Here is a 25,075-nt window from a genome sequence, read left to right as displayed (position 1 = left end):
GCGGGTGTACACCGAAGGGAGCATCCGGTGCGTGGGTTCGGTGAGCTCGAAGCGGCGGTGATGGAGCGGCTGTGGTCCTGGGGCCGGCCGGCGGTCGTGCGTGAGGTCCTCGACGACCTGAACAAGGATCGGGACCTGGCGTACACGACCGTGATGACCGTGATGGACAACCTGCACCGCAAGGGCTGGCTGACCAGAGAACGTGAAGGTCGCGCGTACCGTTACGCACCGGTCGCGACGCGGCAGGAGTACAACGCGGAGCTGATGCGCGAGATCCTCGCCGGAAGCGGCGACCAGGCCGGCACGCTGCTGCGCTTCGTCGAGTCCGCTTCGCCCGCGGAAGCTGACGCGATCCGCCGTGCCCTGCGATCCCGAGGCACCCGCCGATCATGACCGTCGTCGCCGCGCTCCTCGGGTACGCCGCCTTTCTGGCCGTCGCCACGCCCCGGCTGCTCGACGCGACCTGGCTGCACAGGTCGCCTCGGCTCGCGCTCGCCTTGTGGCACGCCAGCGCGGTTTCGACTCTCCTCGCCATCTTGCTGGCCACCGTCGCCTGTTTCGCCGACGACGGTATGGCCAACGGCTGGCTGGCCGCCCTGAACGGACACGGCGGAGAGACCGGGCTGGCGTTCGCGGCGGCGCCGATCGTCGTACCACTCATCCTGCTCGGCCGGCTGGGTCTGACCCTGCAGCGGCTGTCGACAGCAAAGCGTGCGGGTTCCCGGCGGCACCTCGATCTCGTCTCGCTGCTGGGTCGCCAGGATCGCCAGCTGGGCGCAACGGTGCTACCTACGGAAACCCCGGCCGCCTACTGTCTGCCCGGCGCGGGCCGCATCGTCATCACCGACGGCGCGATCGCGATCCTGGACGGCGCCGAACTTCAGGCCGTCGTGGCCCACGAGACGGCACACCTCACCGGCCGCCACTACCTGCTCGTCGGCTGGGCCGACACACTGCGCGCTGCCTTCGGCGTACTACCGCTGTTCCGCCGGATCCGCCAGGCCACCGGAGACCTCGTCGAACTCGTCGCCGACGACCGCACGGTACGACGAGGCGCGCAAACCCGCCAAGGTGGCGAAGACCCCCGTCGCGTCTCCGCCGAAACCCTCGCCTCCGCCATCGCAGTACTAGGCTGCCGCCCCACCCCGACCGCCGGCCTAGCAGCAACCGGCGGCTCAATCCTGACGCGAGTCGAACGCCTACTCAGCCCACCCGCCCCACTACCCCTCGTCCCCCGCATCGGCGCAACCGGCGCCACCGCCGCGCTCCTAACCCTCCCCATCCTCCTGGCCTTCGCCCCCGCCGCACTCGCCGCAAACCTGATCGAGTGCCCACCCTTCCTCGGCTGAGACAGCGTCACTCACTCGGACGGTTCGGCACCTGCCGCGTGACAACACCCGTCCCAGCCAAGGCAACAAAGAAGGCCAGCACCGCAGTCACCCACTGCCCCGCAGTGATCGTCCCAAACCCACTGTGCTCCCCCTGAAGCGCCGTAAGCATGGCCGACAAAAACGCAATAATCCCACTTACGATGGCAGACCAAATAGCCTTCAAATACGGCCCAGCTTTACTCATAACTCCCCCACGCCCCTCAGTTCCGGTACCCCTTCACCTACTCGGAGACCACCTGAACCCCCCTTGATACAGCCGCTCGCCGGCACGCGCTGGTTGATCTCCTCATGCCTCGGCGGCTCCTACCTCCCAAGAGGATCCGGCGCCAAGCCTGGCCCTTAGGTCGCCGTCGATGCTTGGTCCTTGGGCACGGCGTGGCCCCGCCGGAGACTCAGTGCCGCGGACTCGGTCCTCCGCGACCTCGGTCTCTCCGACCGGTTCGCAGCGCAGCCGACGACCGGGGAGGTTCCGGATGCGCAGGCGGATTACATCGGCGTACTGCTGCGCCAACTCGGACGGGGCGACGTGTTCCTCGATCAGTTCGTCACCGAGCCAGAGTTGGACCTTCCAGAGCATCGATTGGAGCTCCCTAGGCTGTGTTCTGCTGCTGTCGATTGGCACATCTCGAGTCTGCAGAACAACGACCGGCGAGGAGAGAACCTCGATGCGGACAGCGACACTGTCCGCGAGCCAGCGCTCCCAACCGTGATCGGGTGTACGGCACGTCCCCGGTTATCATCGCGGAGTGGCGCATCCGGCGACGTACGACGGCCTGACCTCGCACGCCGGCAGCTTGTTCTGGCTGGAATCGAGCGGTGAGCGCCACGTCCTGAAACGTTGGAGTCCCGGTGCCAGCCCATCGCTCGCAGCGCCTGGTGACTTCGATATTGACAACGAGATCCATGCGTACGGCGGAGGCGCCTTCGCAGCAGCCGCTACCGGATTGTGGGGCGTGTCGGGCCACGACGGACGTATTTGGCAGCTCGCCCCATCCGGCGCGACACCGCTCACTCCGCCTTCAGCAGACGCCTACGGTGATCTCATCGCAGCAGACGATCACCTGCTGTTTGTCAGCGAGGGACACGATGGCGATCAGATCTGTGCGATCTCTACGACGACCGGTACCACTCGGACTCTCGAACACTCCCCCGGATTCTTGGCAGCACCGCGGCCGATCGGTGACAAGCTGGCCTGGTTGAGCTGGGACCTCGATGAAATGCCGTGGGACAGCACGCGGCTCTGGGTCGACTCGCACATCGTGGCCGGCGGCCCCGACGAGTCGGTGGTCGAGCCATGTTGGGGACCCGACGAGAATCTCTACTTCATGTCGGATCGCACTGGTTGGCTCAACTTGTATCGATGGGACGGCCGGATCACTTTCCCGGTGGCGCCGGTCGAGGCTGACTGTGCCGCGGCACCGTGGGAGCTGGGCTACCGCAGCTACGTGTTCCTCGCGGACGGCTCGATTGTCGTCCGGATTCGTGAAGGCCTTCGCGATCGATTGATGGTCGTCGGCAGCACTGGCCGGCAGTCGGTCTTGGACCTGCCCTTCACCTCCATCAAGCCGTATCTTGCAGCGCTGGACGACAAGATTGCTGTCATCGCGGGAACGCCAACCACGGCCCCAGCCGTCGTTGTGGTCGAGAGGGATGGCTCATGCTCGGCCGTCGCCGGCGAACTGCCTTCTGACCATGCAGTCCGGATGCCAGAAGAGCGGTCGCTCGACGAGCTCATGTTCTTGCTGTATCCGCCAATAGGGGCCGAGGACAACTGGACCGCACCTCTCATCGTCCGAGCACATCCGGGTCCGACTGACGAGGCCAGTTTCCGTCGCGATCCGCAGATCGACTTCTTCACCCGTAACGGCTTTGCTGTCGCCGACGTCGACTACCGCGGCAGCACTGGACATGGCCGCGAGTTCCGGCGCAGTCTGTACGGCCGCTGGGGACTGGATGACGTCGCCGATTGCCGGACCGTCGCGGAGAACCTCTTGACCCTCGGTACGGCAATCGAAGGGCAGGTCTTTATCTGGGGAGCGAGCGCAGGCGGGTACACGGCCCTGCACGCTGTCAGTCAGCCAGGCCCGTTTCGCGCGGCCGCAGCACGGTCGCCCATCATTGATCCGAGGCGGTGGGCGGACAGTGTGCCTCGCTTCCAACGCGCTCACGCTGTGGCGCTGTCCGGAGGTGCTGGACCGGTCTTGGCCGACCACATCACACGCCCGGTACTCCTGATCCACGGCAAGCGAGACGCGATCACCTCAGCGCAGGACACTGCCGATCTTGCCTCGGGCCTGCACGCTCGCGGCGCAGACCACGAACTGATGCTCCTCGATACATCCAGTCACACCCTCGCGGCTCCAGACCTCGCGACCACTGTGCTCGAGGCCGAGCTCGCCTTCTTCCGACGAGCCATCGACTCACCCCGGCAGGGCTGACCGAACGTACTCGCCGAACTCCACAACGGACTGCAGGCCCGCGTACGGCACAAGCTCCTGGCACAACTCACCGACCCGCTGCCGACTCCGCGCGGACGATGTCTGGGCGGCGAGGTCCACCGCCCGCATGCCGACCGTGCAAGCCTGCTCGGGTTCGCCGGCTCTGGCCAGCGATGAAGCCATCAAGGCAGTGTCAATGGCGAGTCGCCTGATGTGACCCGATCCAACGTGCGCCAGTGCCTCATCCGCCTGTTCTTGAGCCAGGCCTTGATGCCCGAGGTCGTGAAAGCAGTGCGCCATCTCGTCGGCCAGATAGGCGGGGCTGAAGTAGGCGATCCATGCCGGTTCTGACTCCGGACTGCTCGACTCCAGGTCGCTCTCGGCCCGCATCAACGCACTCGTCGCGACCTTCTCGTCCCCGGACCGAGCGGCCGCTCGCGCAAGCACCGCTTCGAACGCCGAGCGAACCCCAGGCGTCGACAAGCCGGCCGTGCCATGCAGCCCCACACGAGCCATCCGCATGGCGTTGTCCACATCACCACCGTGCAACGCCAGGTGCGCACTGCTCACCGAGAGCAGGTAGCCGCCGTAGAGCCGATCTCCCGCGGCCGACGCCAGTTGCAACGCTCGCAAGTAGCAGGTGCGCGCATATCCGTCGAGACCGAGATCGATGGATTGGTAGCCAATCAGCTCCCAGAAGCCGGCCGCGGTCGCGTAGAGGGCAGCCGCCGTGCCCTCGTCAATGGGTACGCCGTCGAGAAGCGCTTCGAGTTCCGTCGTGACATAGCCGGACACCACATGGTGCATCCGGCCACCACCGTGCTGGTGATCGAGCTGACGGAAGCTCAGCAACTGCTGACGCGCGGACTCAACGTCTTCCTCATTGATCCGTCGACCGCTGTCGGACCCGAGAATGCGGACCGCACCTGGGTCCACCGTCAGCCAGTCAAGGGCCGCACGCTCGAGAGACTCGACACCGGGCGCGCGCTCTTGGCGCGCCTGTCGTTGCGAGCGCAGGCTCGGCCCAAATGCCTCCAAGAGTCCGGACGCGCCCAGTGTCGCATCGAGCATCGAGATCAACTCCGGATGTGGCCAGCGGAGCGCCTTCTCGATCTTGCCGATCTGATCCTTGCTGACAAAGACCAACTCCCCGAGGTCTGCCTGAGACAGGCCTCGCCGGATCCGCAACTCACGGACCGCAGCGCCAAAAGCATGGCGAACAGACAGTTGCGGAGACAGGGGTCGAGGAGCCTGGGCCACCTCCTCACCTCCGATTTCGACGAACTACAGCCAGCGACGGCCCCGTTCTGACCATGATCTCGACAAGCCAACCAATGGCCCGAGATCTGGTCGGGCTCCGATGCGGACAACCCGTCTGTCCGCATCAGAACCCTCGACCACCTTCGGACGAACCGCTCAGACTCGATTACGTACCGCAATCGTTCGCCTACAACCAGCCGAGGTCAAGGTGCTTCTTGACTTCCCTCGGACCACCTGGGCGGGTGGACAACTCGCGAGCCCTCCAGCCGGTGGGCCGGCGCATCGATCCCTGCATCTGCGTCGGCCTGCCGTTCCACTCCGCCAAACTCGAGGAGAACCGAATGGTTACCTTTGTCCCGCTGCTGCCGGCCGAGACGATAGCCGCGCTACCGGCGCGTGCTCAGGAAGTCGTCGAGTACCGCAAGTCCGGGCTCTCGCTCAACCACGTTCAAGGGTGTCCGCTCGGGTGCGCGTACTGCATCCGCCACACCTACGGGCTGTGGGACGCTAACACTCCGGCCGCATTGATGACGGACACCGAAGCGGTCGAGCAACTGGTCAGCCATCGCTACTTCAAGCCCCACCAGACACCGCTGCAGATCTTCAATCGATCGACCGATCCGTTCCTGGCCGGTGTGCGTGATCATCTCTTCGCGGTGCTGGAAGAGCTTGATACCCGCGGCCTCACCAACCACGTCCTCGTGATCACCCGGGCAGTCGTCCGCGACGCTGACTGCACACGACTGAACGCCTTGAAGAACCTCAAGCTGACCCTGCTGTTCACCTACTCAGGTATCGAGGACCGCCGCGTGGAGCCCTATCCGAGCTCCGTGGCTGCCGCGTCGCTTCGCCGCGCAACGGCATACGGCTCGGCCGAAGAGCCGCGTCGCTATCGAACGATTTTGTACTGGCGACCGCTCGTGCCGGGCCTCAATGACACCGACAAGCAATTGCGAGATGCAGTCGACCTGTCCAGGACTGCGGACGCCACGGTGTTCACCGGGCTGTTTTATCGCGAGCAGATCGCCGAGTACTACAAAGCCAACGGCATCCCGGAGCCGTACCAGGGCACCGCGCGCCGGAAGATCGTGCCTGAGACACTCGACCGGCGCGTGGTCGACGCCTTCGCTGCTCGGCCCACCAGCGCCACGCCGTTGTTCCGCAAGACGTCCTGCGCGGTGTCCTACGTGCACGGTTTGCCGGACTACAACGGTCACTACGGAATCCGCGAACTCTGCGATATCTGTCCAATGGCCCAGCTGCAACTGTGCGCCGGTGCCCACCACGTACCGACGACGCGCGCGTTCCTAAATGCAGCCGCCGCGCTGCCAGAGGCGGCAGACTTGGAGGTGCTCGACATCACCGACCGTGCAGTGCGGGTCGATGGGCTGGCTTCGGAGCAGCCCCGGTACTTCCTGCAGCACGCGTTCGCGTTTCAGGTCCACGACGCCGGGCACCCGCACCACCTCAACCGGCACGGCCGCGCAGACATCGGATGGGAGGCGACGACGAATGGCTGAACCCGCGAGTTCGTGGACTGCGTTCAACTACGCCGTCGTCGATGTCGAAGGGAACGGACAGCAACCACCCGATCTGGTCGAGATCTCGGTCGCTCCGATCGACAACGGCACGATCGGCCAGCCGAAGAGCTGGCTGATCCGTCCCCCTCGACCGATCACGCCGATGGCACGGCGCTTCCACAGAATCACCGACGACGACGTCGCCGGCGCGCCGACAGTTGCCGACATCGAGGCCGACCTCCGCGCGGCGCTGACCGACCGAGTGTTCGTCGCCCACAACGCCAACATCGATCTCAGCGTGGTCAGCCGTGAACTGCACGGCTACGAACCACCTCACGTCCTCGACACCCTCAAGCTCGCCCGACGATTTCTGCCAGGCCGTGACTCCTACAAACTCGGCGCCCTCGTCGACGCCTTCGGCCTAGCCAGCGGGCTAGCCCAAGACTTGGTTCCGCACAGAGCCACGTACGACGCCATCGTGTGCGCCAGGCTGTTTGTCCAATTGGCAACACCTCCGGACCGCGAACCTCTCACGCTCACGGAACTGCTCGACGCCACCGCGACGAAGGCGACATCGAAGAAGGCTGCCGATGAAGCAGCCGCGACCCTCTTCTGAGCCTTGCGCCGGACTGTTCGTCACCATCGACGGCCCGTCCGGCGTGGGCAAAACCACGACCATGACCCATCTGGCCCGGCTACTCAAGACGGACCACAGCGTCGTCCATTTCACGGTCGAACCGTCACGTGGCCCGATCGGACAGCTCGCTTACAACCTCACCGACACCGTCACCGGCCCAGCTTTGGCATGCCTCTACGCAGCCGACCGGTACCACCACCTACAGGCCGAAGTCCGGCCGGCTCTCGCCTCAGGGCACCTGGTCGTGTGTGATCGCTATGTCCCCTCAGCACTCGTGATGCAACGCCTCGACAGCCTCGACCTCGACTTTCTGTGGAACCTCAACTCCCTCGCCGACAGGCCGGACCTGTCAATCATCCTGACCGCCACCTCGGAGATAGTCGCCGCCCGCCTGAAGGCCAAGGGCGCACATAACCGCCTACAGCTTCAGGACAACAGCAGCACAACAGAGGTCCGCTTCTACGAAGAGGCACGTCAGGTCCTACACCAGGCTGGCTACCAGACCATCGTGATCGACACCAGCCACCAGCCCCCGCGAGCAGTCGCCGCCCGAGTACGGGAAGCGATCCGCCAAAGACACGAGCAACTCCTTACCGAGAGCCATGCCAACACCAGAGCCACCGGACGGGCGTGAGTCAGAAAACCTACTCGGCCCCCGCCAGGTCCGACTTTGCCCATGAACGCTGGCAGCGCCGGCTCTTGACCGGCCAATGCCCGGTCGGGCTTCTCCGCCTAGGTCTCGCGCGACCGCAGCTTACGCGCCCCACTTGCGAACCAGCGCCCTGCTCGCAGCTTCCGACTCAGCCGCAACGGAATGAGCGGCACCGTCTCCGGCGGAGCCGCCAACCGCAACAGCAGAAGGCGTGTGTTATCTGCCGGACTGCGAGGACGAATCTGGACGCCTGACAGGCCAACAAGGCGAAGTGGTTCAGCGACATCGAAACTTACTACGTGACACAACTACATTAAAGCATGACTCGCGTTCCTAACTATCAACTACAACTCGCCAATACTTGGCTTGGCGGTTCGCGAATGCAGGGCGGGCTCCTTCCAAGATGTCGATCGACGTCTCACCTAGCTCGAACTCGGCTAGGCCACCTGCGGCTATATGGAATCGCCGATCTGCGTCGATCGTAGTATGCAAAATTTGGTCCGCATCTCCGACGATCGCGAGATTTGCATTATGAGTGACGAGTATTATCTGCCGTCGAGTGCAAGCAAATTGGATGGCTGGAACGAGTGACGTCTTGATGGCTTCATTATCCAGGTTCTCCTCAGGTTGATCCAAGAGAAGAGGCATCTGGGAGTTGTCGACTACTAAATAGAACAGGAGAAGAATCAGACCGCGCTGACCAGGCGAAAGCTGTTCGAGAAGCTGACCATCTTTCGTAATCGTCAACTGCGTATCAATCCAACGCAGCGATGCAAGCCGGTGGACATAATCCGCTACTGAGGTCGCCTTCTTGGTCGCTGCGGCAGGATCCCGTTCTCGACCGTTTGCGTTTCCACCATCATGTCGGAGGCGTAGCAGGATACCCTGGATTGTCGCAACAACGCTGTCCGGGTTGTTCGGCTCAACTGTCGATTGTACCGTCTCCAAATAGGAGATCAAGCCCGCATTTCGACGCGCATCTAGGCCCTCAAACAGCGACTCCCATAACGGAGCAAAGATCAGGTTAGCCGCGAACTCGAATCCAACCTGCGCAGCCAGTGGATTGTGCTGCACGAATTCCGCGGCAGGGCGATACAGACCGCGATATACAGTGAGGCGGTCCACGATCAACGAGTGCACGTTCGCGACGCCGCTCAGCACCTCAGTCTCAGCCCTGTCAATAAGAAACGGCAGTTCTTCGGCTCGCGAAATCAGTGCACGCACGCCGCGCAAAGTCTGAGGCTCCGCTGGCGAGCCAATTATAGAGTCTATGCGCTGTTGTATCGCCTCTAGATGAGCGCGTTTCTGCTCGCGGTCAGCATCGCCGATTTCAAGCCTCCGCTGAATGTCAGCAAGTGAAGCGATGATAGCCGTTTGCTCGTCACCAATGAGAGCGATCCGAGCATCTAATACTACTCTCCGCTCAACCCACGCACTCCGTAACGCCTCGACCATGGCCATATCGATGCTCACGGAAATTAGTTGGGATGACTCCGCTTCCGCTTCAGCAACGATAATCTCTGCGAACTCGTCGTTGATGCTAGTGGCGGCGTCAACGATCGCCTCGAGTCTGCCCGCGAGACCATCCAGCGCGCGCACGTTCGCGGCGTAGTGGGCAGCCTCAGTTCTTGCCTCCGTCAATGATTGACCGGCTGCAAGGAACGCGGTCCGTCCAACCTCATACTCTTCCCTCAGCCGCAGCGTTTCGGGGTCGCCGGACATAGCGGATTGCTCGAGAGCCAATGCAGCGCGAGCTCGCTCCTCAGTAGCAGTCTCCAGCGACGTAATGAGTTGCGCTTCGCGACTGCGCAACGCTGACAGGTCAGCCCCGGCACGCTCCGCCAGTAAGCTCAGGTAAGCTTCGACATCGGTACGGAGTTTCGCCCGTCTCGATCTCAACTGCGGATCAACCGCACGGAGACCCCTCTCGAGAATTTCGTCGAAGCTGTTCGACTCCTCTCTATCCTCAATGGGTATGTGCGTAAACAGGACCCGCCTTAGTTCCGCCTCGAATTCCTGTCCGGTGGCAGAATTTGGGTCACTTGAGCACACCTTTTCGATCAAGGACTGGGGCAGATACTCAACTTCTTCGACCTCAGCGGCGGAATACCCGTGTCTAATCTCGACCGTTCGCTTGAGTCCCGTGGCCCAGGTCAGCGTTACAGCGATATCGTCAGCGTCATGATTGGTGGACCGAAGAAACCTCTTCGAGTTCAAGAATGCGAAATCGGCAGTCCGAGTAGAGTTGCCACCCAACGCAATTAGGTCCAGCAGCGCAGACTTACCTTGCCCTTTATTGCCAACTATGACCGAAAACCGTGGATTCAACTCGACACTGTAGTCAATCGGAACGGTTCCCGTAAATCCCGACTTTGGACCGGCCTTGAATTCTGAAATGATACGGTTCGCTCTTGCCTCTTGACTTAGCAGGTCCGGCGGCTTTTGACCAACATACACCCGAGAGTCGAACTCCTCGACGGCGTGCACCAAACCACGAAAGCTTGGTATGTCCGCATCCACGTCTCACAGTTCCCAATCCGGTTGGGTTGCCTAGAATCAGACCAGTAGTGAGCATCGCTACAGTCGACAATCCTGGACAGAACGTTCGCGTCGGTCAATTCTTCTCGACGCGAAGTCCACTTCGATGTATCTTCGAAAGCAGTGAAGATGAGCTGGCATCGATTGATGACATCGCGCTTCGTCGCCGCCGATGCGGCCTCCCATTTGATGCTTGCCCACTCCGCCCTGCCGAGTATCAAAAGGTGTTTGTTCTCGAAGTAATGCGACCTTAATGCATTGATTACTTGGTTAAAGTCGACGGTGAGATTGCTGAAGCCGGTCATCAATGGGGGGCCATATGATGAACGATATTTCTCTGGCGCACTATCGATTATTGACTGGCCCAGATCGGCGAGTGCTTCTTTTGTTACCACGCCGCTCCACGCATCGACCTCTCCTTGCTCCACCTTGAGGGATGGAGTAAGCGCGGAGATGAACTGACTCCGTATCGTGTCCGCACTGACACTTGGATCAAATAAAACATGCAGATTGATCTTTTTTAGAGACTCATTTGCGCCAGCGAGATGACTCAGGCGCATTTCGATGACGGGTAGAAGGCAATCGATATTGGATAGTCGGCCGGCCGCTCTATCTTTGGCGAGGCGTTCATAGCCATCAAGGAACCAATAATCATTGACTCCAAGTACTTTGAATGCGGGATCCAGCGACTCCAACTCATCGAGGAATCTCGGCCAATTCTGCTCGCCGCCGTAATCTTGCACGATCGAGTATGGAGTATGGAGATGCAGATCCCACTTCGCCCATAGCGAGCCGCGCATTACCTTCCCCCTGAGCATGGTCTGAATGACTAGCGACGGTTCAAGTTGATCAGTGTGGCAACGGTGTCGCGTCGGCGCAAGACCCAGCGTTACTGTGGGTTACGGCGTCGCCGTCATGTAGCACCCTTCGCCCACGGCTCGCCAACGAGATCTTCCGCGTGGCCCTTGCCTAGTGAACGTTGAGTAGCGCGAGCGGTGAGGAATCACGTGCCCTAGTCTCTGGACTCGACGCGCCAACTGGCGGAATCACAGGAGTGAGCACGTGGGCGAAGCGCAATCGCAAACTCTGCGATGCACCCGACAATTGCAAACCCGCACCGGAGTGATCGCCTGCATGACGACGTCGTGGTGCGCCGCAGGCCTGGGTAGTCGCGTGCGCTGCCCGCAGAGGGTAGCGGCACGGTGGCTTCAGCCTCTTGCAGCGCCCGCGCAGCGAGATCGGAGACATCTCCCGGTTACAGTCACAGCAGTTCGATGCGAGACCAGGCCAGCCCGGGGTAGTCGATCGCGGGCGGCAGCCCGCAGCTCGCCGGCGGTAGCCGGCAGGGTACGGCGCTAAGCCGGGGGTGGGTGGGAGCTCGCGGAGCGGGGGCGTTGAGGAGCGGAGCGACGAAGTAGCCCCGGCGTAGCGAGCGTGGGGAGGTCTCCCCCGGTCGACGGCGCAGCAGTTCGATGCGAAACCACGCCGGCCCGGGGTAGTCGATCGCGGGCGTTAGCCCGCAACTCGCCGGCGGTAGCCGGCAGGGTACGGCGCTAAGCCGGGGGTGGGTGGGAGCTCGCGGAGCCGGGGCGTTGAGGAGCAGAGCGACGAAGTAGCCCCCGCGTAGCGAGCGTGGGGCGTACTACCTGATGCGCATCCCGGAGATGGCTCGGGCGATCACCAGTCGCTGGATCTCCGAGGTGCCTTCGAAGATTGTGTAGATTTTGGCGTCTCGGTGCATGCGTTCTACTGGGTATTCGCGGGTGTACCCATTGCCGCCGAGGATCTGGATGGCTTCTTCGGTGACTTTGACGGCTACTTCGCCGGCTTTGAGTTTGGCCATGGAGCCTTCGCCGTGGCGGTAGTCGGGGGTTTCGCCGCGCATCAAGGCGGAGGACATGTTGGCGGCGCGCCACACCAACAACCTTGCGGCGTCGATTTCCAGGGCCATGTCGGCGAGTTTGAAGGCGATGCCCTGGTTGTCGATGATCGGGCGGCCGAACTGTTCGCGGGTCTTGGCGTAGTCGAGGGCTACCTCGTAGGCGGCGCGGGCGATGCCGATGGCTTGGGCGCCGACGATGTGGCGGGTCATTTCGAAGGTTGCCATCGAGGCGTTGCGGGCGCGCTCTCCCCCACTGGCAGCGGCTTCGCGAGCGCGGGCGAGGCGTTCGTCGAGCTTTTCCTTGCCACCCAACACATTCGCCGCGGGGATGCGGACGTTGTCGAAGAAGACGTCGGCGGTGTGGGAGGCACGCAGGCCGTGTTTGCGCAGCTTGGTGCCTTGCGCCAAGCCCTGGACCTCAGTCCGCGGTACGACGAAGGCGGCCTGCCCCTTCGTGCCCAAAGCAGGATCCACGGTCGCGACGACCACGTGGATGTCCGCGATGCCGCCGTTGGTGGCCCAGGCCTTCTGCCCGTTGATGACCCACTCGTCACTAACAGAGTCATAGACAGCTCGAGTGCGGATGGCGGAGACGTCCGACCCAGCCCCGGGTTCGGACGAGCAGAAGGCGGCGACCTGTACGTCGTCCACTGTCCCGTAGCAGCGGGGCATCCACTCGCTCCACTGCTCCGGCGTACCGTTCGAGAAGATCGCCGAGGACGCCAGACCGGTGCCCTTGAGGGACATCCCGATGCCCGCGTCGCCCCAGAACAGCTCTTCGTGGACGAGCGGCATCAGCAGACCGGACGGGTCGATGAAGAGGTTGATGTTCGCGTCGAGCCCGTACAGCCCGATCTTGGCCGCCTCCTGGATGACCGGCCAGGGGGTCTCCTCGCGCTCGTCCCACTCGGCGGCCGCGGGACGCATCACGTCGGCGGCGAAGGTGTGGGCCCAGTCGCGGATCTCGCGCTGCTCGTCGTTCAGCGCGAGCGAGAAGTGGCTCCAGCCCGGCTTGGCGCGCTCGGCGCCGAGCTCTCCGGCGAGGGCCATCACGTCCGCCGACACGGCAGGCTTCAACTCAGTCATCGACATCCTCACTGTACGAAAGAAAGCAAGTACGATGTTACCGACGAGTGTAACTGTCGTTTGCAGCGAGGGGTACCACTGTGGCTAAGATCGAACCCATGAGCTCCGCGCTGCTCGCGATCGGACGCCGCCGGACCACGGCGGAGCGCCGTCGTGACCGGGAGCGGGACATCATCCGCGCCACCCGCGAACTGTTCGACGAGCGCGGCACGATCGACGCCCAGATCGACGACATCGCCAAGCGCGTCGGGATCAACAAGGCGCTGATCTACCGCCACTTCGCCGGCAAGGAAGAGCTGTTCGCGCTCACTCTGGTCGACTACCTCAGCGAGCTCGACGACCAGCTCGACCAAGCGGACAACACCCGGAAGACCCCGCTCAACCGCCTCAAGGCCCTCAGCGAGGCGTTCGTCGACTTCTGCCTCGGCTACCCGGCCTTCACCGACTGCGCGATGAGCCTGCTCCGAAGGACCGGTGAGGAGCTGTTCGGCGAGATCACCGAGCCGGTGATGGTCAAACTCGGTACGGCGATGGCCGCGCCGCTGGACCGGATCGCGGCCGTGCTCAAGGCCGGCCAGCGGACCGGTGTCTTCGACGAGGTCGACACGGCGTACCTGGCCAACCACCTCTACACGCAGACCCTCGGGTCGTTGCACATGGCAAGGATGGGCCTGATCGTGTCGAGCGGGCAGCCGGGACACCCGGTGGTGCACCACGCGGATGTCGGCACGGTGCGAGAGACTGCCATCACCGCCACCCTGGCCACCGCAGTCGGCCGCAAAGCACTGAAACCCAGAGCTCGTTCGAGAGCAGGAGAGACATCGTGACCGAACCTCGCAAGGTGGCCGTGGTGGCCGGGAACCGGATCCCGTTCGCGCGCCAGGACAAGACCTACCGGCACGCCTCGAACTCCGACATGCTCACCGCCGCCCTCAACGGCCTGGTCGACCGCACCGGCCTCGGCGGCCAGGAGCTCGGCGAGGTCGTCGCCGGCGCGGTCCTCAAGCACGCCCGCGACTGGAACATGGTCCGCGAGGTGGTGCTCGGTTCCAAGCTCGCGGCGACCACGCCGGCGTACGACATCCAGCAGGCCTGCGGTACCGGGCTGGAGGCGGCGATCCTGGTCGGCAACAAGATCGCCCTCGGCCAGATCGACGCCGGCGTCGCGGGTGGCGTCGACACCGCCTCGGACGCGCCGGTCGCGGTCAACGACCACCTGCGCAACGTGCTGCTCGACCTCAACCGAGCCAAGACGTACCCGGACCGCTTGAAGGTCCTGGCCCGTGTCCGGCCGAAGGACATCGTCCCCGAGATCCCTCGCAACGCCGAGCCGCGGACCCGCAAGTCCATGGGTGAGCACGCCGCGCTGACCGCGCTCGAGTGGGGCATCACCCGCGAGGCGCAGGACGAGCTCGCCTACCGCTCCCACATCAACCTGGCCAACTCGTACGACCGCGGCTTCCAGCAGGACCTGATCACGCCGTACCTCGGCCTCGAGAAGGACCAGAACCTCCGCCCCGACACGACGCTGGAGAAGCTGGCGAAGCTCAAGCCCGTCTTCGGCAAGGGCGAGACCGCGACGATGACGGCGGGCAACTCGACCCCGCTCACCGACGGCGCGTCGGCGGTGCTGCTGAGCACCGACGAGTGGGCCGCCGAGCACGGTCTCCGACCGCTCGCGTACCTCACCCACTCGCAGACGGCCGCGGTCGACTACGTGAAGGGCGCCGAGGGCCTGCTGATGGCCCCCGCGTACGCCGTACCTCGCATGCTGCACCGGGCCGGCCTCACGCTGCAGGACTTCGACTACTACGAGATCCATGAAGCGTTCGCCTCCCAGGTGCTGTCGACGCTGAAGGCGTGGGAGGATCCGATCTTCTGCAAGGAGCGGCTCGGCCTGGACGCGCCGCTCGGCGAGATCGACCGCGACAAGCTGAACGTGAACGGGAGCTCACTGGCCGCGGGCCACCCGTTCGCAGCGACCGGCGGGCGGATCGTGGCCGCGCTGGCCAAGCAACTGGACGAGAACGGCGGCGGTCGCGGGCTGATCTCGATCTGCGCCGCGGGCGGCCAGGGTGTCGTCGCCATCCTCGAGAAGTAGGAGCTGAGATGACGGATCGCTACCAGACCTTCACCCGGACACCGCTCGGCCAGACGCTGGTGAAGAACCTGGGTCTTCCCGACCCGGCTCCCCTCCAGCGCTGGGTCGAGGGCGCGCCGGTGATCGACGGACCGGTGGTGTTCGGCGGGATCGGTGAGACCGACGCGGGCAAGGCGATCCAGGCCTTCCTCCACGACGTCGGCGCCACGTTCAGTACGGCGACCGAAGGCGTCGCGTCGAGCGAGATCCGGCCGAAGGCGCTGGTCTTCGACGCGACCGGCGCGATGTCGACGGCCGACCTGACCAGCCTGCAACGGTTCTTCTCCCCCGTCATCCGCCAGCTGGCCGCGGCCGGCCGGGTGATCGTCGTCGGTCGTACGCCGGAGCTCGCGCAGTCCCCCGAGCAGCAGATCGCACAACGCGCCCTCGAAGGCTTCACGCGAAGCCTCGGCAAGGAGGTGAAGCGCGGCGCAACGGTCAACCTCGTGTACGTCGCTCCCGACGCGCACGAGCAGCTCGACTCGACGCTCCGCTTCTTCCTCTCCCCCAAATCGGCGTACGTCGACGCGCAGGTCGCCCGGATCGGCATCGGGCCCCTGGTCAGCAACGACCCGACTCGTCCGCTCGCCGGCCGCGTCGCCCTCGTCACCGGCGCCGCGCGGGGCATCGGCGAAGCGATCGCAAACACGCTGGCCCGGGAGGGTGCCGCCATCATCGGCGTCGACGTACCGCAGAACGCCGACGCCCTGCGCAAGGTCATCACGCGGGTCGGCGGCTCCGAACTCCTGCTCGACGTGACCTCCGTGGACGCCGCGCAGCGGATCGCAGCCCACGCGCTCGAGCAGCACGCCGGTCTCGACATCGTCGTCCACAACGCCGGCATCACCCGGGACAAGCGGCTCGCGAACATGCGGACCGACACCTGGGACGCCGTCCTCGACGTGAACCTGCGCGCGCCGGAGCGGATCACCAAGCACCTGGTGGAATCGGGCGCGCTGCGCGACGGCGGATCGATCATCGGCGTCTCGTCGATGGCCGGGATCGCGGGAAACAACGGCCAGACCAACTACGCCACCTCGAAGGCCGGGATCATCGGTCTGGTCCAGGCCTTGGCGCCGCAGCTCGCCGAGCGGCAGATCCGGATCAACGCGGTCGCGCCCGGCTTCATCGAAACCGAGATGACAGCCAAGATCCCGTTCACGATCCGCGAGGTCGGCCGCCGGATCAACTCGCTGCAGCAGGGCGGGCTGCCGATCGACGTCGCCGAGACCATCGCGTGGTTCGCCGATCCGGCGTCGGCGGGCGTCACCGGCAACGTGGTCCGCGTCTGCGGCCAGAGCATGCTCGGGGCCTGAGATGCCGACGCGGCGGTACGACGACTCGCCGAGGTTCGGAGCGCTCTACGCGCGAACCGTGAAGGCCACGCTGCGGCGCGCCGACTACGAGCCGAACGAGGACGGTCTGACGCTCGAGCTGCCGCGGTCCGCGGTAGATCAGGACCATCTGACGGCGTACCGCGAGGTGACCGGGTTCCAGGCGGGTCCGGCGCTGCCGCCGACGTACCTGCATGTGCTCGCGTTTCCGCTGCACCTGGACCTGATGTCGGACCCGTCGTTCCCGTACAAGCCGATGGGGATCGTGCATCTGTCCAACACGATCACCCAGAAACAGCCGATCCCGATCCATGCGGAGCCGGCGATCCGGGTGCACAGCACGCCGGAGCGGCCGCATCCCAAGGGCACAGTCTTCGACGTGATCAGCGAGGTCCGCGTCGACGGCGACGTGGTGTGGAGCGATCTCACCACATTGCTGAGCCGCTCGGCCGGTACGCCGAACGCGCACGTCGATCTGCTCAAGGATCCGGAGCTCGGGCCGAGCGCGTGGTGGGACCTGCGCGGCAACCTCGGCCGCCGGTACGCCGCCGCGTCCGGCGACCGGAACCCGATCCACCTGTTCAAGCTGACCGCGCAGGCGTTCGGGTTCCCGCGCCAGATCGCGCACGGGATGTGGGCCAAGGCTGCCGCGCTGGCGTCGCTCCAGCGGGCCGGGAAGCTACCGGACGCCTTCACCGTCCGGGTCGATTTCCGGAAACCGTTACTCCTTCCTTCGCGGGTGCAGTTCGGGTTCGAGCAGGCGGGCAAGACGACCGACTTCGCGCTGTACGACGAGAAGCACGAGGTCACGCACCTGATCGGACAGCTGCAGGAGAGCTGAGCTCGCTGCGTCTCCGCAGCGCTCCCGGGACGCAGCGCTCCGCGATCTCGTCCAGTACGGCGCCGATCGGAGCCGGGTCGTGGCGATTCCCGTCGCGTTCCCGGATCGCGAGCTCGCCGGCGGCAGCCTCCCGGGCACCGATGACGGCCTGGTACGGCGCCCAGCGGTTCTCCCGGATCCGTGCGCCGAGAGAGCCCTCGTCCGCGTGCGCGATCTCGACCCGCAGGCCGCGGTCCAGCGCGCGCCGGGACACCTCGGCGGCGACCTTCTCCTCGTCGTCCGAGATCGGCAGCACCACGAGCTGCACCGGCGCGAGCCACGCCGGGAACGCGCCGCCGTGCACCTCGATCAGCTGCGCGACCGCTCTCTCGATGCTGCCGACGATCGCCCGGTGCACCATCACCGGGCGATGCTTGTTGCCGTCGGCACCGATGTACTCGAGCCCGAACCGCTCCGGCTGGTGGAAGTCGATCTGGACGGTCGAGAGGCTGAACTCCCGGCCGGCCGAGTCCATCATCTGGATGTCGATCTTCGGTCCGTAGAACGCGGCGTCACCCGGCGCGTCCTCGTAGTCGATCCCGGCGTTCTTCAGCACCTCCCGCAGGATCTCGACGGCGTGCGCCCAGCTCTCCGCGTCTCCGACGTAGTTGCTCTGCGGGCTGTTCAGTGACTCGTCCGGAAGCGCGAGCACATAGCGGGACGGGCTGATCTGCAGGTCGGCGTACGCCTGGTTGATCAGGGCGAGCGCGCTTTCCGCCTCCCCGGCGACCTGGTCCAGACGGCAGAAGATGTGCGCGTCGTTGAGCTGCATCGCGCGGACTCTGGTCAGGCCGGCGATCGCGCCGGAGAGCTCGGCACGGTACTGCCCGCCGAGCTCGGAGAACCTGAGCGGCAGCTCGCGGTAGCTGTGGGAACGTGACCGGAACATCAGCGCGTGGTGCGGACAGATGCTCGGCCGGAGCACGAGCTGCTCCTCGCCGATGTCCATCGGCGGGTACATGTCGTCGTGGTACTTCGCCCAGTGTCCCGAGATCTCGTAGAGCTCGCGTTTCCCGAGCACCGGCGAGTACACCTGCTGGTAGCCGGCTCTTCGCTCGACCTCGGAGATGTAGCTCTCCAAGGCCCGGCGTACGGCGGCGCCGGCCGGCAACCAGTACGGCAACCCGGCCCCGATCAACGGGTCCGAGTCGAACAGCCCGAGCTCACGCCCGATCTTGCGGTGGTCGTACATGGTGGTCTCCTCGTCAGTTCAGAGTGGGACGAGAGACCCCGGACAAAGCAAAACCCCGGGGCACTCGCCCCGGGGCTTGATCAAGACAGTCAGCTGTCAGCGCACCGGGACAATCTCCGGCGTCGTCGTCACTACAGCGCGCTTCAACATGCTTCTAAGTTAGCAGATCCTCGTCGAGACCGACGGGACGGATCAGACCCTCCTGGGCGACGGAGGCGATCAGGCTGCCGGACTCGGTGTACAGGCGGCCGGTGGCGAAGCCGCGGGCGCCAGAGGCCGACGGCGACGCCTGGTCGTAGAGGAGCCATTCGTCGGCACGGAAAGGCCGGTGGAACCACAACGCGTGGTCGAGGGAGGCTGGTTGGATGCGGCGGTCGCCGATGACGATGCCGTGCGGAAGCAGGCTGGCGCCCAGCAACGTCAGGTCGCTGGCGTAGGCAAGGACGCATGCGTGGAGGGCTGGGTCATCGGGGAGCTTGCCGGCGGCGCGGATCCAGAACTGCCGGCCGGTGACGCCGGCCAGGCGGACATCGAGGGCGGCCCACTCACGATCCCAGTCGGCCGCGGCGCGGCCGGACCGTGCCTCCAGAACAGTCGCGAGTCGCGGCGCTTCCAACGGCGGTACGACGTCGTCCGGCATCGGGTCCTGGTGGTCGAGGCCGGGCTCGGGGCGCTGGAAGGACGCGGACATGTAGAAGATCGGCTTGCCGTTCTGCGACGCCACCACCCGCCGGCTGCTGAACGAACCGCCGTCGCGGGTCGGCTCCGCGCGGTAAACGATCGGCACCGACGTGTCCCCCGCCCGCAGGAAGTACCCGTGCAGCGAGTGCACGACCCGCGCCGGGTCCACGGTCCGGCTCGCCGCGGCCAGCGCCTGGCCGAGCACCTGACCACCGAACACCCGCTGCATCGACGTCTGCGGCTGGCGTCCGCGATACAGGTCGGCGTCGATCATCTCCAGGTCGAGCAGCTCGACCAGATCCTCCAGCGACTCAGGCATGCCTCATCCTGACAGCCACCGGCGCCATCACACCCCACATCACACCCCCTGCCGCTGTGCGAACGATCACCCGAACGCTTTCGGTGAACTTTCGGTCGCACCAGGTACGGTTGAGCACTCAACCACCAAGCGATTGATTCAGGAGACGCCCGTGAAGTTGCCGCCCGCCGTCCGTGACCTTGTCCTGCTGATCGCCCGCGTCGGGCTGGGGATCGTGTTCGTCGCCCATGGCTGGCAGAAGTTCCACACGAACGGACTCGACGCCACGGCGCAGGGCTTCGAGCAGCTGGGGGTGCCCGCGCCGACGCTCTCGGCGTACTACGCGACCGGGGTCGAGCTGCTGGGCGGGATCGCACTCATCGTGGGGGTGCTGACCCCCGTCGCCGGTTTGCTGCTGACGCTGGACATGCTCGGCGCATTCGCCTTCGTGCATGTCTCCAACGGCGTGTTCGCGGGCAGCGGTGGCTGGGAGCTGGTTGCCGCTCTCGGGCTGATGTCGCTCACGCTGGCCGCAACAGGAGCAGGGCGCTTCAGCCTGGACAACGTCCTGGCCAAAGCGCCCAATCGCTCAGCTGTGACTGCCTAGCGGTCAGTGCCGTCCTCGCGGTCGAGCTGGGCGAGGAACTGCTCCACCTCGGCGCCCAGCTCGTCGGCCGACGGGGTGGAGTCGGCCAGAAGACTCTTGCGGGTGACAGATCCCTCAGCCGCGTCGTACTGCGATTCGAGCGCCTTCACGACTGCGGACGCGTCCTCGGAGGCCTCGACCTGCTCGTCGACCAGCCGACCCGTAACGGCTGCCTCGTCGAGCAGGGCCTTGCTAGGGAGGAGCAGGCCCGTCGCGGCCGAGATCGCGTGCACCAGCGCCAGCGCGGCGCCGGGGAAGCGGTTCTCCGCCAGGTAGTGCGGCACGTGGACCGCGAAGCCCATCGCGTCCTTGCCGGCCTCGCCGAGGCGGACCTGCAGCATCGTCCCGGCGCTGGCCGGCAGGCGCATCTCGCCGTCCCAGATGTTCGACCGGGTGACCAGCTCGGGCCGCGTCGCGTGCGCGGTCAGACCGAGCGGTCGGGTGTGCGGCACGCCCATCGGGATGCCGTGCACGCCGATCGTCAGCGTCACGTTGAACAACTCGTTGAGCTGGCGAATAGCGCCCGCGAACCGGTCCCAGTGGTTGTCCGGCTCGACGCCCTCGAGCAGCAGGAAGTCGACGCCCGCGTCGTCCGTCACCAGGTGCAGGGACAGGTGCCGCGGCGTGTAGTCGATGAACCGGTCCTCGGCGAACGTCACCTCGGGCCGCCGGGCCCGGTAGTCGTGCAGGAGGTCGACGTCGAAGCGCGCCAGCAACCGGTGCTCGAGCACCTCGAGCAGGTGGTCCGCGGTGACCCGTCCGGCCTGGCCCGCGTCCATGAACCCGTCCAGCGAGTGCACCAGCACCTTCGGCGTCGCCGCCGGGCCGGTCGCCACCGACTCGTCGACGATCTCGTAGAGGTCGTCCGGTCGCAGCATCGTCAGTCTCCTTCGTCCGTGGCCAACAGGGCGGTGCAAGCCCGCCTATTCTGCCCAACGCCGTGACGGCGGGCACAAATTCCGCCTCGGCCAGAAACTTTCCGGCTGTTCCACGACGCGGCGGCTGGGGAGACAGCTCTGGAAAGCGCTTGCTAACTTAGTCCGGTGAGCCCCGAACCCGATTCCGCCCTGACCGTCATGCTGGCGATGAACGACGCCAGCCGGGACCGCGTCCTCGTGCCGCGGGTCCGGCAGCGCCTGGAGGCCGTCGCCACTGTGCTGCCGGTCGGCCCGACGAGCAGTTTCCTCGCCGATCCCGCCGTCCGCGCCGCGCTGCCGGACGTCGACGTACTGCTCACCGGCTGGGGCTGCCCGCGGATCGGGCCGGAGGTACTGGACGCGGCGCCGAAGCTGCAGGCGATCCTGCACGCGGCCGGGTCGGTCAAGGGGATCGTCGACCCGATGGTGTTCGAGCGCGGGATCCAGGTGTCGTCGGCGGCCACTGCGAACGCGCAGCCGGTGGCCGAGTTCACGGTCGCGGCGATCGTGCTCGCGGGCAAGCGTGCGTTCAAGCTGGCCGCGCAGTACCGGACCGAGCGGCGGAAGGCGGATCCGCACGGGATGCCGGGCAGCTACGGCTCGACGGTCGGCCTGCTGGGCGCCTCGCGGATCGCGAGGATGGTGGCCGAGCGGCTCAAGGCGTTCGATCTGCATGTACTGATCAGCGACCCGTACCTGACCGCCGCAGAGGCCGCCGAGCTCGGCGCTGAGCTGGTCGACAACGACACGCTCTTCCGGCGCAGCGACATCCTCAGCGTGCACGCTCCCCTGCTGCCGGAGACGGTCGGCCTGGTCGACGCGCGGCTGCTGAGCCTCCTCCACGACGGGTCGGTCCTGATCAACACGGCCCGCGGCAAGATCATCGACGCCGACGCGCTGCTGCAGGAGTGCCTCAAGGGCCGCATCGACGCCGTCCTCGACGTCACCGACCCCGAGCCGCTGCCGCCGGACTCGCCGCTGCTCGACCTGCCGAACGTCTTCGTCACGCCGCACGTCGCCGGCGCCGTCGGCAACGAGATCGCCCGCCTCGGCGAGCTGGCAGTCAGCGAACTCGAGCGCCTCACCGCCGGCCAACCCCTCCTACATGCCATCACGCCGCAAGAGTTGGGACGGCTCGCATGACCCGCCTGGTACTACCTGACACTGACCGTGTGCTCTCGCGACAGACTGGGTGGGGCCGGGACCACTGGGAGGCGTTGGCGGATCACCTCCTCGACTCGCTCGTTCCGTACTTCTCCCCTGGCGCCTCGCTGATCCACCTGCCCGGCCGCCCGAGCCGGTCCGGTACGGCGTCGGACGCCCTCGAAGGCTTCGCCCGCTCGTTCATGCTGGCCGCCTTCCGCATTGCCGGCGTCCAGGGCAAGGGCTGCGAGCAGCTGATCGAGCGGTACGCGCGCGGCGTCGCCAACGGCGCTGACCCGGACCACCCCGACTCCTGGCTGCGCCTCACCCCCAGGTCCCAGCAGATGGTCGAGGCCGCCGCGATCGCCGTAGCCCTGCACGAGTCCCGCGAGTGGATCTGGGAGCGCCTGGACACTCGGGCGCAGGAGCATGTCGCCGAGTGGCTCGGTGGCTTCATCGGCTCCACCACGCACGACAACAACTGGCGCCTGTTCCAGGTGGTCAGCGAGCAGTTCCTCGCCTCGGTCGGAGCGCCGTACTCGCAGGAGGACATCGACGGCGGCCTCGACCGCATCGAGGACTGGTACGTCGGTGACGGCTGGTACTCCGACGGCGACGGGCAGAACTACGACAACTACATCGGCTGGGCCATGCACCTCTACCCCGGCCTCTGGGCGCGGATGGCTGCGGCCACGCCGGGAGCGCAGTACGAGGACCGGCTGAAGCTCTACAAGGAGCGCATCAACCTGTTCCTGGCCGACGCAGTACACCTGGTCGGCAACGACGGTGCACCCATCTACCAGGGCCGGTCGCTGACGTACCGGATGGCGGCGGCAGCGCCGTACTGGATGGGCGCCATCCTCGACTCCACCCCACTCACGCCCGGCCAGACCCGACGGCTGTGCTCCGGCATCGCACGGCACTTCGTGCAGCACGGTGTGCCCGACGAGCGCGGCCTGCTGACGCTCGGGTGGTACGACACATTCCTGCCGACGACACAGCAGTACTCGGGTCCTGGCTCGCCGTACTGGGCCTCGAAGGGGTTCATCGGGCTCCTGCTGCCGCCGGAGCACCCGGTGTGGACCGATCCGGAGGGCTCGGTCCCGCTGGACGACGCGGATCAGGTACGGGCGATGCCCGCGCCGGGCTGGATCGTCCACGGCAGCCGCCACGACCAGGTGGTGCAGCTGGTGAACCACGGGTCGGACCACCTGCCCACAGCCGAGCCAGATGGTGTGGAGCCCGCGGGCGACCCGCACTACAACCGGCTGGCGTACGCGAACCACGCCGGCCCGGAGCTGTCCGACCACGCGCCGCAGCTCGACAACCTGATCTCGCTGGTCGGCGCGGGCGGCATGCAGAGCTCACGCGGGCGGATCCGGCGCATCGGCATCAGCGGGCGTACGGCGTCCTCGTGGCACCAGGCCTGGCTGGGTGCGGTGGGACCGTGGCGGATCGAGATCGCGTCGGTCGTCCACGCCGGCTGGGAAATCCGGTGCGCGCTGGTCGAGGGACCGAGTGGCGCGCTGGTGCGCAGCGGCGGATTCGCGGTCGCCGGCGAGTCTTTGCCTGAGGCAACAGTCCGCGGCCTGGCCGCCGCCGCGCGAAACACCGACGGGCTGACGTCAGCCGTGGTCGGGTTACACGGATACGACCAGGCGGGCGTGCACAGAGGCTTGCACACGAACGCGTTCGGAGCGCATTCGGTCACGCCGTACCTGACCGCACGGCACTCCGGCGAGCCGTTGGTGCTGGTCAATGCGGTGGTGCTGACCCGGAGCTCGGCCCGTCCGGAAGCGCTTGCCGAGGGCATTGATCTCCAGGTGGCCGGTACGACGGTGTCGATCAGCCTGCCCGGCGTCGGCGTCGAGGTGGTCGAACTGGGACGTGGCGCACTAGATTGACGGGATGAGCACGTACGAGAAACTCCTGCAGGAACAGATCCGGAACGAGTTCACCGCGTCCCAGCAGTACATCGCGGTGGCCGTCTGGTACGACGAACAGGATCTGCCGCGGCTCGCCGCGCACTTCTACCAGCAGGCGCTCGAGGAGCGGAACCACGCGATGATGATGGTGCAGTACCTGCTGGACAAGGACGTCCGGCCGCACATCCCGTCGGTCGGCGAGGTCGAGGCCGACTTCAGGTCCGCGCTGGAGCCGCTCGAGCTCGCGCTGGCCCAGGAGATCACCGTCACCAAGCAGATCGAGATGCTGGCGCGGACGGCCCGGGACGAGAGCGACTACGTCGGCGAGCAGTTCATGCAGTGGTTCCTCAAGGAGCAGGTCGAGGAGGTCGCTGCGATGAAGACGCTCGTCAACGTTGCGAAGCGCGCCGGTGACAACCTGTTCCACCTCGAGGACTTCCTGGCCCGCGAGGTCGTCGGCGCCGACGGCGGGGACCCGACCGCTCCCCCGGCCGCGGGCGGGACCGTCTAGCTAC

General features: G+C 65.8%; 21 protein-coding genes. 14 read left to right on the top strand and 7 right to left on the bottom strand.

The window, feature by feature from the left end:
* Positions 1-27 precede the first annotated feature (27 nt).
* The 3 genes from AB0E69_RS19890 to AB0E69_RS19880 all read left to right on the top strand — a co-directional run bounded on the left by AB0E69_RS19890 (position 28) and on the right by AB0E69_RS19880 (position 3,829).
* Positions 28-393 (top strand): BlaI/MecI/CopY family transcriptional regulator, encoded by a 366-nt coding sequence (locus AB0E69_RS19890; protein ID WP_360147538.1) that lies wholly within the window; start codon positions 28-30, stop codon positions 391-393.
* On the top strand, positions 390-1,349 hold the full coding sequence (locus AB0E69_RS19885) for a M56 family metallopeptidase (protein ID WP_360147535.1): 960 nt from the start codon (positions 390-392) through the stop codon (positions 1,347-1,349). The genes AB0E69_RS19890 and AB0E69_RS19885 overlap by 4 nt, the downstream gene beginning before the upstream one ends.
* Before the next feature lie 788 nt (positions 1,350-2,137).
* Positions 2,138-3,829, top strand: a complete 1,692-nt coding sequence (locus AB0E69_RS19880; RefSeq protein WP_360147532.1) for a prolyl oligopeptidase family serine peptidase — start codon at positions 2,138-2,140, stop codon at positions 3,827-3,829.
* Here the strand turns inward: AB0E69_RS19880 and AB0E69_RS19875 are convergent.
* Entirely contained in the window at positions 3,812-5,089 is a 1,278-nt protein-coding gene (locus tag AB0E69_RS19875) for a helix-turn-helix transcriptional regulator (protein WP_360147529.1), read from the bottom strand. The genes AB0E69_RS19880 and AB0E69_RS19875 overlap by 18 nt on opposite strands.
* A gap of 242 nt (positions 5,090-5,331) precedes the next feature.
* On the opposite strand from AB0E69_RS19875, the gene AB0E69_RS19870 reads away from it, so the two are divergent.
* Genes AB0E69_RS19870 through tmk form a run of 3 tightly spaced genes read left to right on the top strand, consistent with a single transcriptional unit; the run spans position 5,332 to position 7,880 of the window.
* Complete coding sequence (locus tag AB0E69_RS19870; protein WP_360147526.1) at positions 5,332-6,609, top strand: hypothetical protein; 1,278 nt, start codon at positions 5,332-5,334, stop codon at positions 6,607-6,609.
* Positions 6,602-7,225, top strand: coding sequence for a 3'-5' exonuclease (locus AB0E69_RS19865; RefSeq protein WP_360147523.1), 624 nt, complete (start codon positions 6,602-6,604; stop codon positions 7,223-7,225). Before AB0E69_RS19870 ends, AB0E69_RS19865 begins: the two co-directional genes overlap by 8 nt.
* Positions 7,200-7,880 carry a dTMP kinase gene (gene tmk / locus AB0E69_RS19860; RefSeq protein WP_360147520.1) on the top strand — a complete coding sequence of 227 codons (681 nt, stop codon included), beginning with the start codon at positions 7,200-7,202 and terminating at the stop codon, positions 7,878-7,880. Before AB0E69_RS19865 ends, tmk begins: the two co-directional genes overlap by 26 nt.
* A gap of 351 nt (positions 7,881-8,231) precedes the next feature.
* Here tmk and AB0E69_RS19855 read toward each other — a convergent pair whose 3' ends face one another.
* The 3 genes from AB0E69_RS19855 to AB0E69_RS19845 all read right to left on the bottom strand — a co-directional run bounded on the left by AB0E69_RS19855 (position 8,232) and on the right by AB0E69_RS19845 (position 13,404).
* Positions 8,232-10,385: a hypothetical protein gene (locus AB0E69_RS19855; RefSeq protein ID WP_360147517.1), complete on the bottom strand. Its 2,154-nt coding sequence runs from the start codon at positions 10,383-10,385 to the stop codon at positions 8,232-8,234.
* On the bottom strand, positions 10,322-11,254 hold the full coding sequence (locus AB0E69_RS19850; RefSeq protein WP_360147514.1) for a hypothetical protein: 933 nt from the start codon (positions 11,252-11,254) through the stop codon (positions 10,322-10,324). Before AB0E69_RS19850 ends, AB0E69_RS19855 begins: the two co-directional genes overlap by 64 nt.
* A gap of 824 nt (positions 11,255-12,078) precedes the next feature.
* Positions 12,079-13,404, bottom strand: a complete 1,326-nt coding sequence (locus AB0E69_RS19845) for an acyl-CoA dehydrogenase family protein (protein ID WP_360147511.1) — start codon at positions 13,402-13,404, stop codon at positions 12,079-12,081.
* 98 nt (positions 13,405-13,502) lie between these two features.
* On the opposite strand from AB0E69_RS19845, the gene AB0E69_RS19840 reads away from it, so the two are divergent.
* The 4 genes from AB0E69_RS19840 to AB0E69_RS19825 are packed head-to-tail and all read left to right on the top strand — an operon-like array spanning position 13,503 to position 17,719.
* Positions 13,503-14,231 (top strand): TetR/AcrR family transcriptional regulator, encoded by a 729-nt coding sequence (locus AB0E69_RS19840; protein WP_360147508.1) that lies wholly within the window; start codon positions 13,503-13,505, stop codon positions 14,229-14,231.
* Positions 14,228-15,505: an acetyl-CoA C-acetyltransferase gene (locus tag AB0E69_RS19835; RefSeq protein ID WP_360147505.1), complete on the top strand. Its 1,278-nt coding sequence runs from the start codon at positions 14,228-14,230 to the stop codon at positions 15,503-15,505. The genes AB0E69_RS19840 and AB0E69_RS19835 overlap by 4 nt, the downstream gene beginning before the upstream one ends.
* 8 nt (positions 15,506-15,513) lie before the next feature.
* Entirely contained in the window at positions 15,514-16,860 is a 1,347-nt protein-coding gene (locus tag AB0E69_RS19830; protein WP_360147502.1) for a 3-oxoacyl-ACP reductase, read from the top strand.
* 1 nt (position 16,861) lies between these two features.
* Positions 16,862-17,719 (top strand): MaoC/PaaZ C-terminal domain-containing protein, encoded by an 858-nt coding sequence (locus AB0E69_RS19825; RefSeq protein WP_360147499.1) that lies wholly within the window; start codon positions 16,862-16,864, stop codon positions 17,717-17,719.
* Here the strand turns inward: AB0E69_RS19825 and thrS are convergent.
* Together thrS and AB0E69_RS19815 are read right to left on the bottom strand one after the other, a co-directional pair.
* Positions 17,685-18,950, bottom strand: coding sequence for a threonine--tRNA ligase (gene thrS, locus AB0E69_RS19820; protein ID WP_360147496.1), 1,266 nt, complete (start codon positions 18,948-18,950; stop codon positions 17,685-17,687). The genes AB0E69_RS19825 and thrS overlap by 35 nt on opposite strands.
* 154 nt (positions 18,951-19,104) lie before the next feature.
* Positions 19,105-19,950 carry an acyl-CoA thioesterase II gene (locus tag AB0E69_RS19815; protein ID WP_360147493.1) on the bottom strand — a complete coding sequence of 282 codons (846 nt, stop codon included), beginning with the start codon at positions 19,948-19,950 and terminating at the stop codon, positions 19,105-19,107.
* A gap of 151 nt (positions 19,951-20,101) precedes the next feature.
* On the opposite strand from AB0E69_RS19815, the gene AB0E69_RS19810 reads away from it, so the two are divergent.
* Positions 20,102-20,536 carry a DoxX family protein gene (locus AB0E69_RS19810; protein WP_360147490.1) on the top strand — a complete coding sequence of 145 codons (435 nt, stop codon included), beginning with the start codon at positions 20,102-20,104 and terminating at the stop codon, positions 20,534-20,536.
* Here the strand turns inward: AB0E69_RS19810 and AB0E69_RS19805 are convergent.
* Positions 20,533-21,453 (bottom strand): PAC2 family protein, encoded by a 921-nt coding sequence (locus AB0E69_RS19805; RefSeq protein ID WP_360147487.1) that lies wholly within the window; start codon positions 21,451-21,453, stop codon positions 20,533-20,535. The genes AB0E69_RS19810 and AB0E69_RS19805 overlap by 4 nt on opposite strands.
* Positions 21,454-21,618: 165 nt before the next feature.
* On the opposite strand from AB0E69_RS19805, the gene AB0E69_RS19800 reads away from it, so the two are divergent.
* From AB0E69_RS19800 to AB0E69_RS19790, 3 genes are read left to right on the top strand one after another with little or no spacing between them, the layout of a single operon-like run.
* Positions 21,619-22,635, top strand: a complete 1,017-nt coding sequence (locus AB0E69_RS19800) for a hydroxyacid dehydrogenase (protein WP_360147484.1) — start codon at positions 21,619-21,621, stop codon at positions 22,633-22,635.
* Between the two features lie 29 nt (positions 22,636-22,664).
* Positions 22,665-24,539, top strand: a complete 1,875-nt coding sequence (locus AB0E69_RS19795) for a DUF2264 domain-containing protein (protein ID WP_360147481.1) — start codon at positions 22,665-22,667, stop codon at positions 24,537-24,539.
* Positions 24,540-24,543: 4 nt separating this feature from the next.
* Positions 24,544-25,071 carry a ferritin gene (locus tag AB0E69_RS19790; protein ID WP_360147478.1) on the top strand — a complete coding sequence of 176 codons (528 nt, stop codon included), beginning with the start codon at positions 24,544-24,546 and terminating at the stop codon, positions 25,069-25,071.
* Positions 25,072-25,075: the final 4 nt, after the last annotated feature.

Source organism: Kribbella sp. NPDC026611, from assembly GCF_040638345.1.
Lineage (GTDB): Bacteria > Actinomycetota > Actinomycetes > Propionibacteriales > Kribbellaceae > Kribbella.
Note: the sequence above shows the minus strand (reverse complement) of the source record. Positions and strands in the feature narration are given on the sequence as shown.

What these genes read in the sequence shown, in the direction of transcription:
- AB0E69_RS19885 (WP_360147535.1), top strand. Translation starts at nt 390, where the DNA reads ATGACCGTCGTCGCCGCGCTCCTCGGGTACGCCGCCTTTCTGGCCGTC.
- AB0E69_RS19865 (WP_360147523.1), top strand. Translation starts at nt 6,602, where the DNA reads ATGGCTGAACCCGCGAGTTCGTGGACTGCGTTCAACTACGCCGTCGTC.
- tmk (WP_360147520.1), top strand. Translation starts at nt 7,200, where the DNA reads ATGAAGCAGCCGCGACCCTCTTCTGAGCCTTGCGCCGGACTGTTCGTC.
- AB0E69_RS19850 (WP_360147514.1), bottom strand. Translation starts at nt 11,254, where the DNA reads ATGCTCAGGGGGAAGGTAATGCGCGGCTCGCTATGGGCGAAGTGGGAT.
- AB0E69_RS19845 (WP_360147511.1), bottom strand. Translation starts at nt 13,404, where the DNA reads ATGACTGAGTTGAAGCCTGCCGTGTCGGCGGACGTGATGGCCCTCGCC.
- AB0E69_RS19840 (WP_360147508.1), top strand. Translation starts at nt 13,503, where the DNA reads ATGAGCTCCGCGCTGCTCGCGATCGGACGCCGCCGGACCACGGCGGAG.
- AB0E69_RS19830 (WP_360147502.1), top strand. Translation starts at nt 15,514, where the DNA reads ATGACGGATCGCTACCAGACCTTCACCCGGACACCGCTCGGCCAGACG.
- AB0E69_RS19825 (WP_360147499.1), top strand. Translation starts at nt 16,862, where the DNA reads ATGCCGACGCGGCGGTACGACGACTCGCCGAGGTTCGGAGCGCTCTAC.
- thrS (WP_360147496.1), bottom strand. Translation starts at nt 18,950, where the DNA reads ATGTACGACCACCGCAAGATCGGGCGTGAGCTCGGGCTGTTCGACTCG.
- AB0E69_RS19815 (WP_360147493.1), bottom strand. Translation starts at nt 19,950, where the DNA reads ATGCCTGAGTCGCTGGAGGATCTGGTCGAGCTGCTCGACCTGGAGATG.
- AB0E69_RS19805 (WP_360147487.1), bottom strand. Translation starts at nt 21,453, where the DNA reads ATGCTGCGACCGGACGACCTCTACGAGATCGTCGACGAGTCGGTGGCG.
- AB0E69_RS19790 (WP_360147478.1), top strand. Translation starts at nt 24,544, where the DNA reads ATGAGCACGTACGAGAAACTCCTGCAGGAACAGATCCGGAACGAGTTC.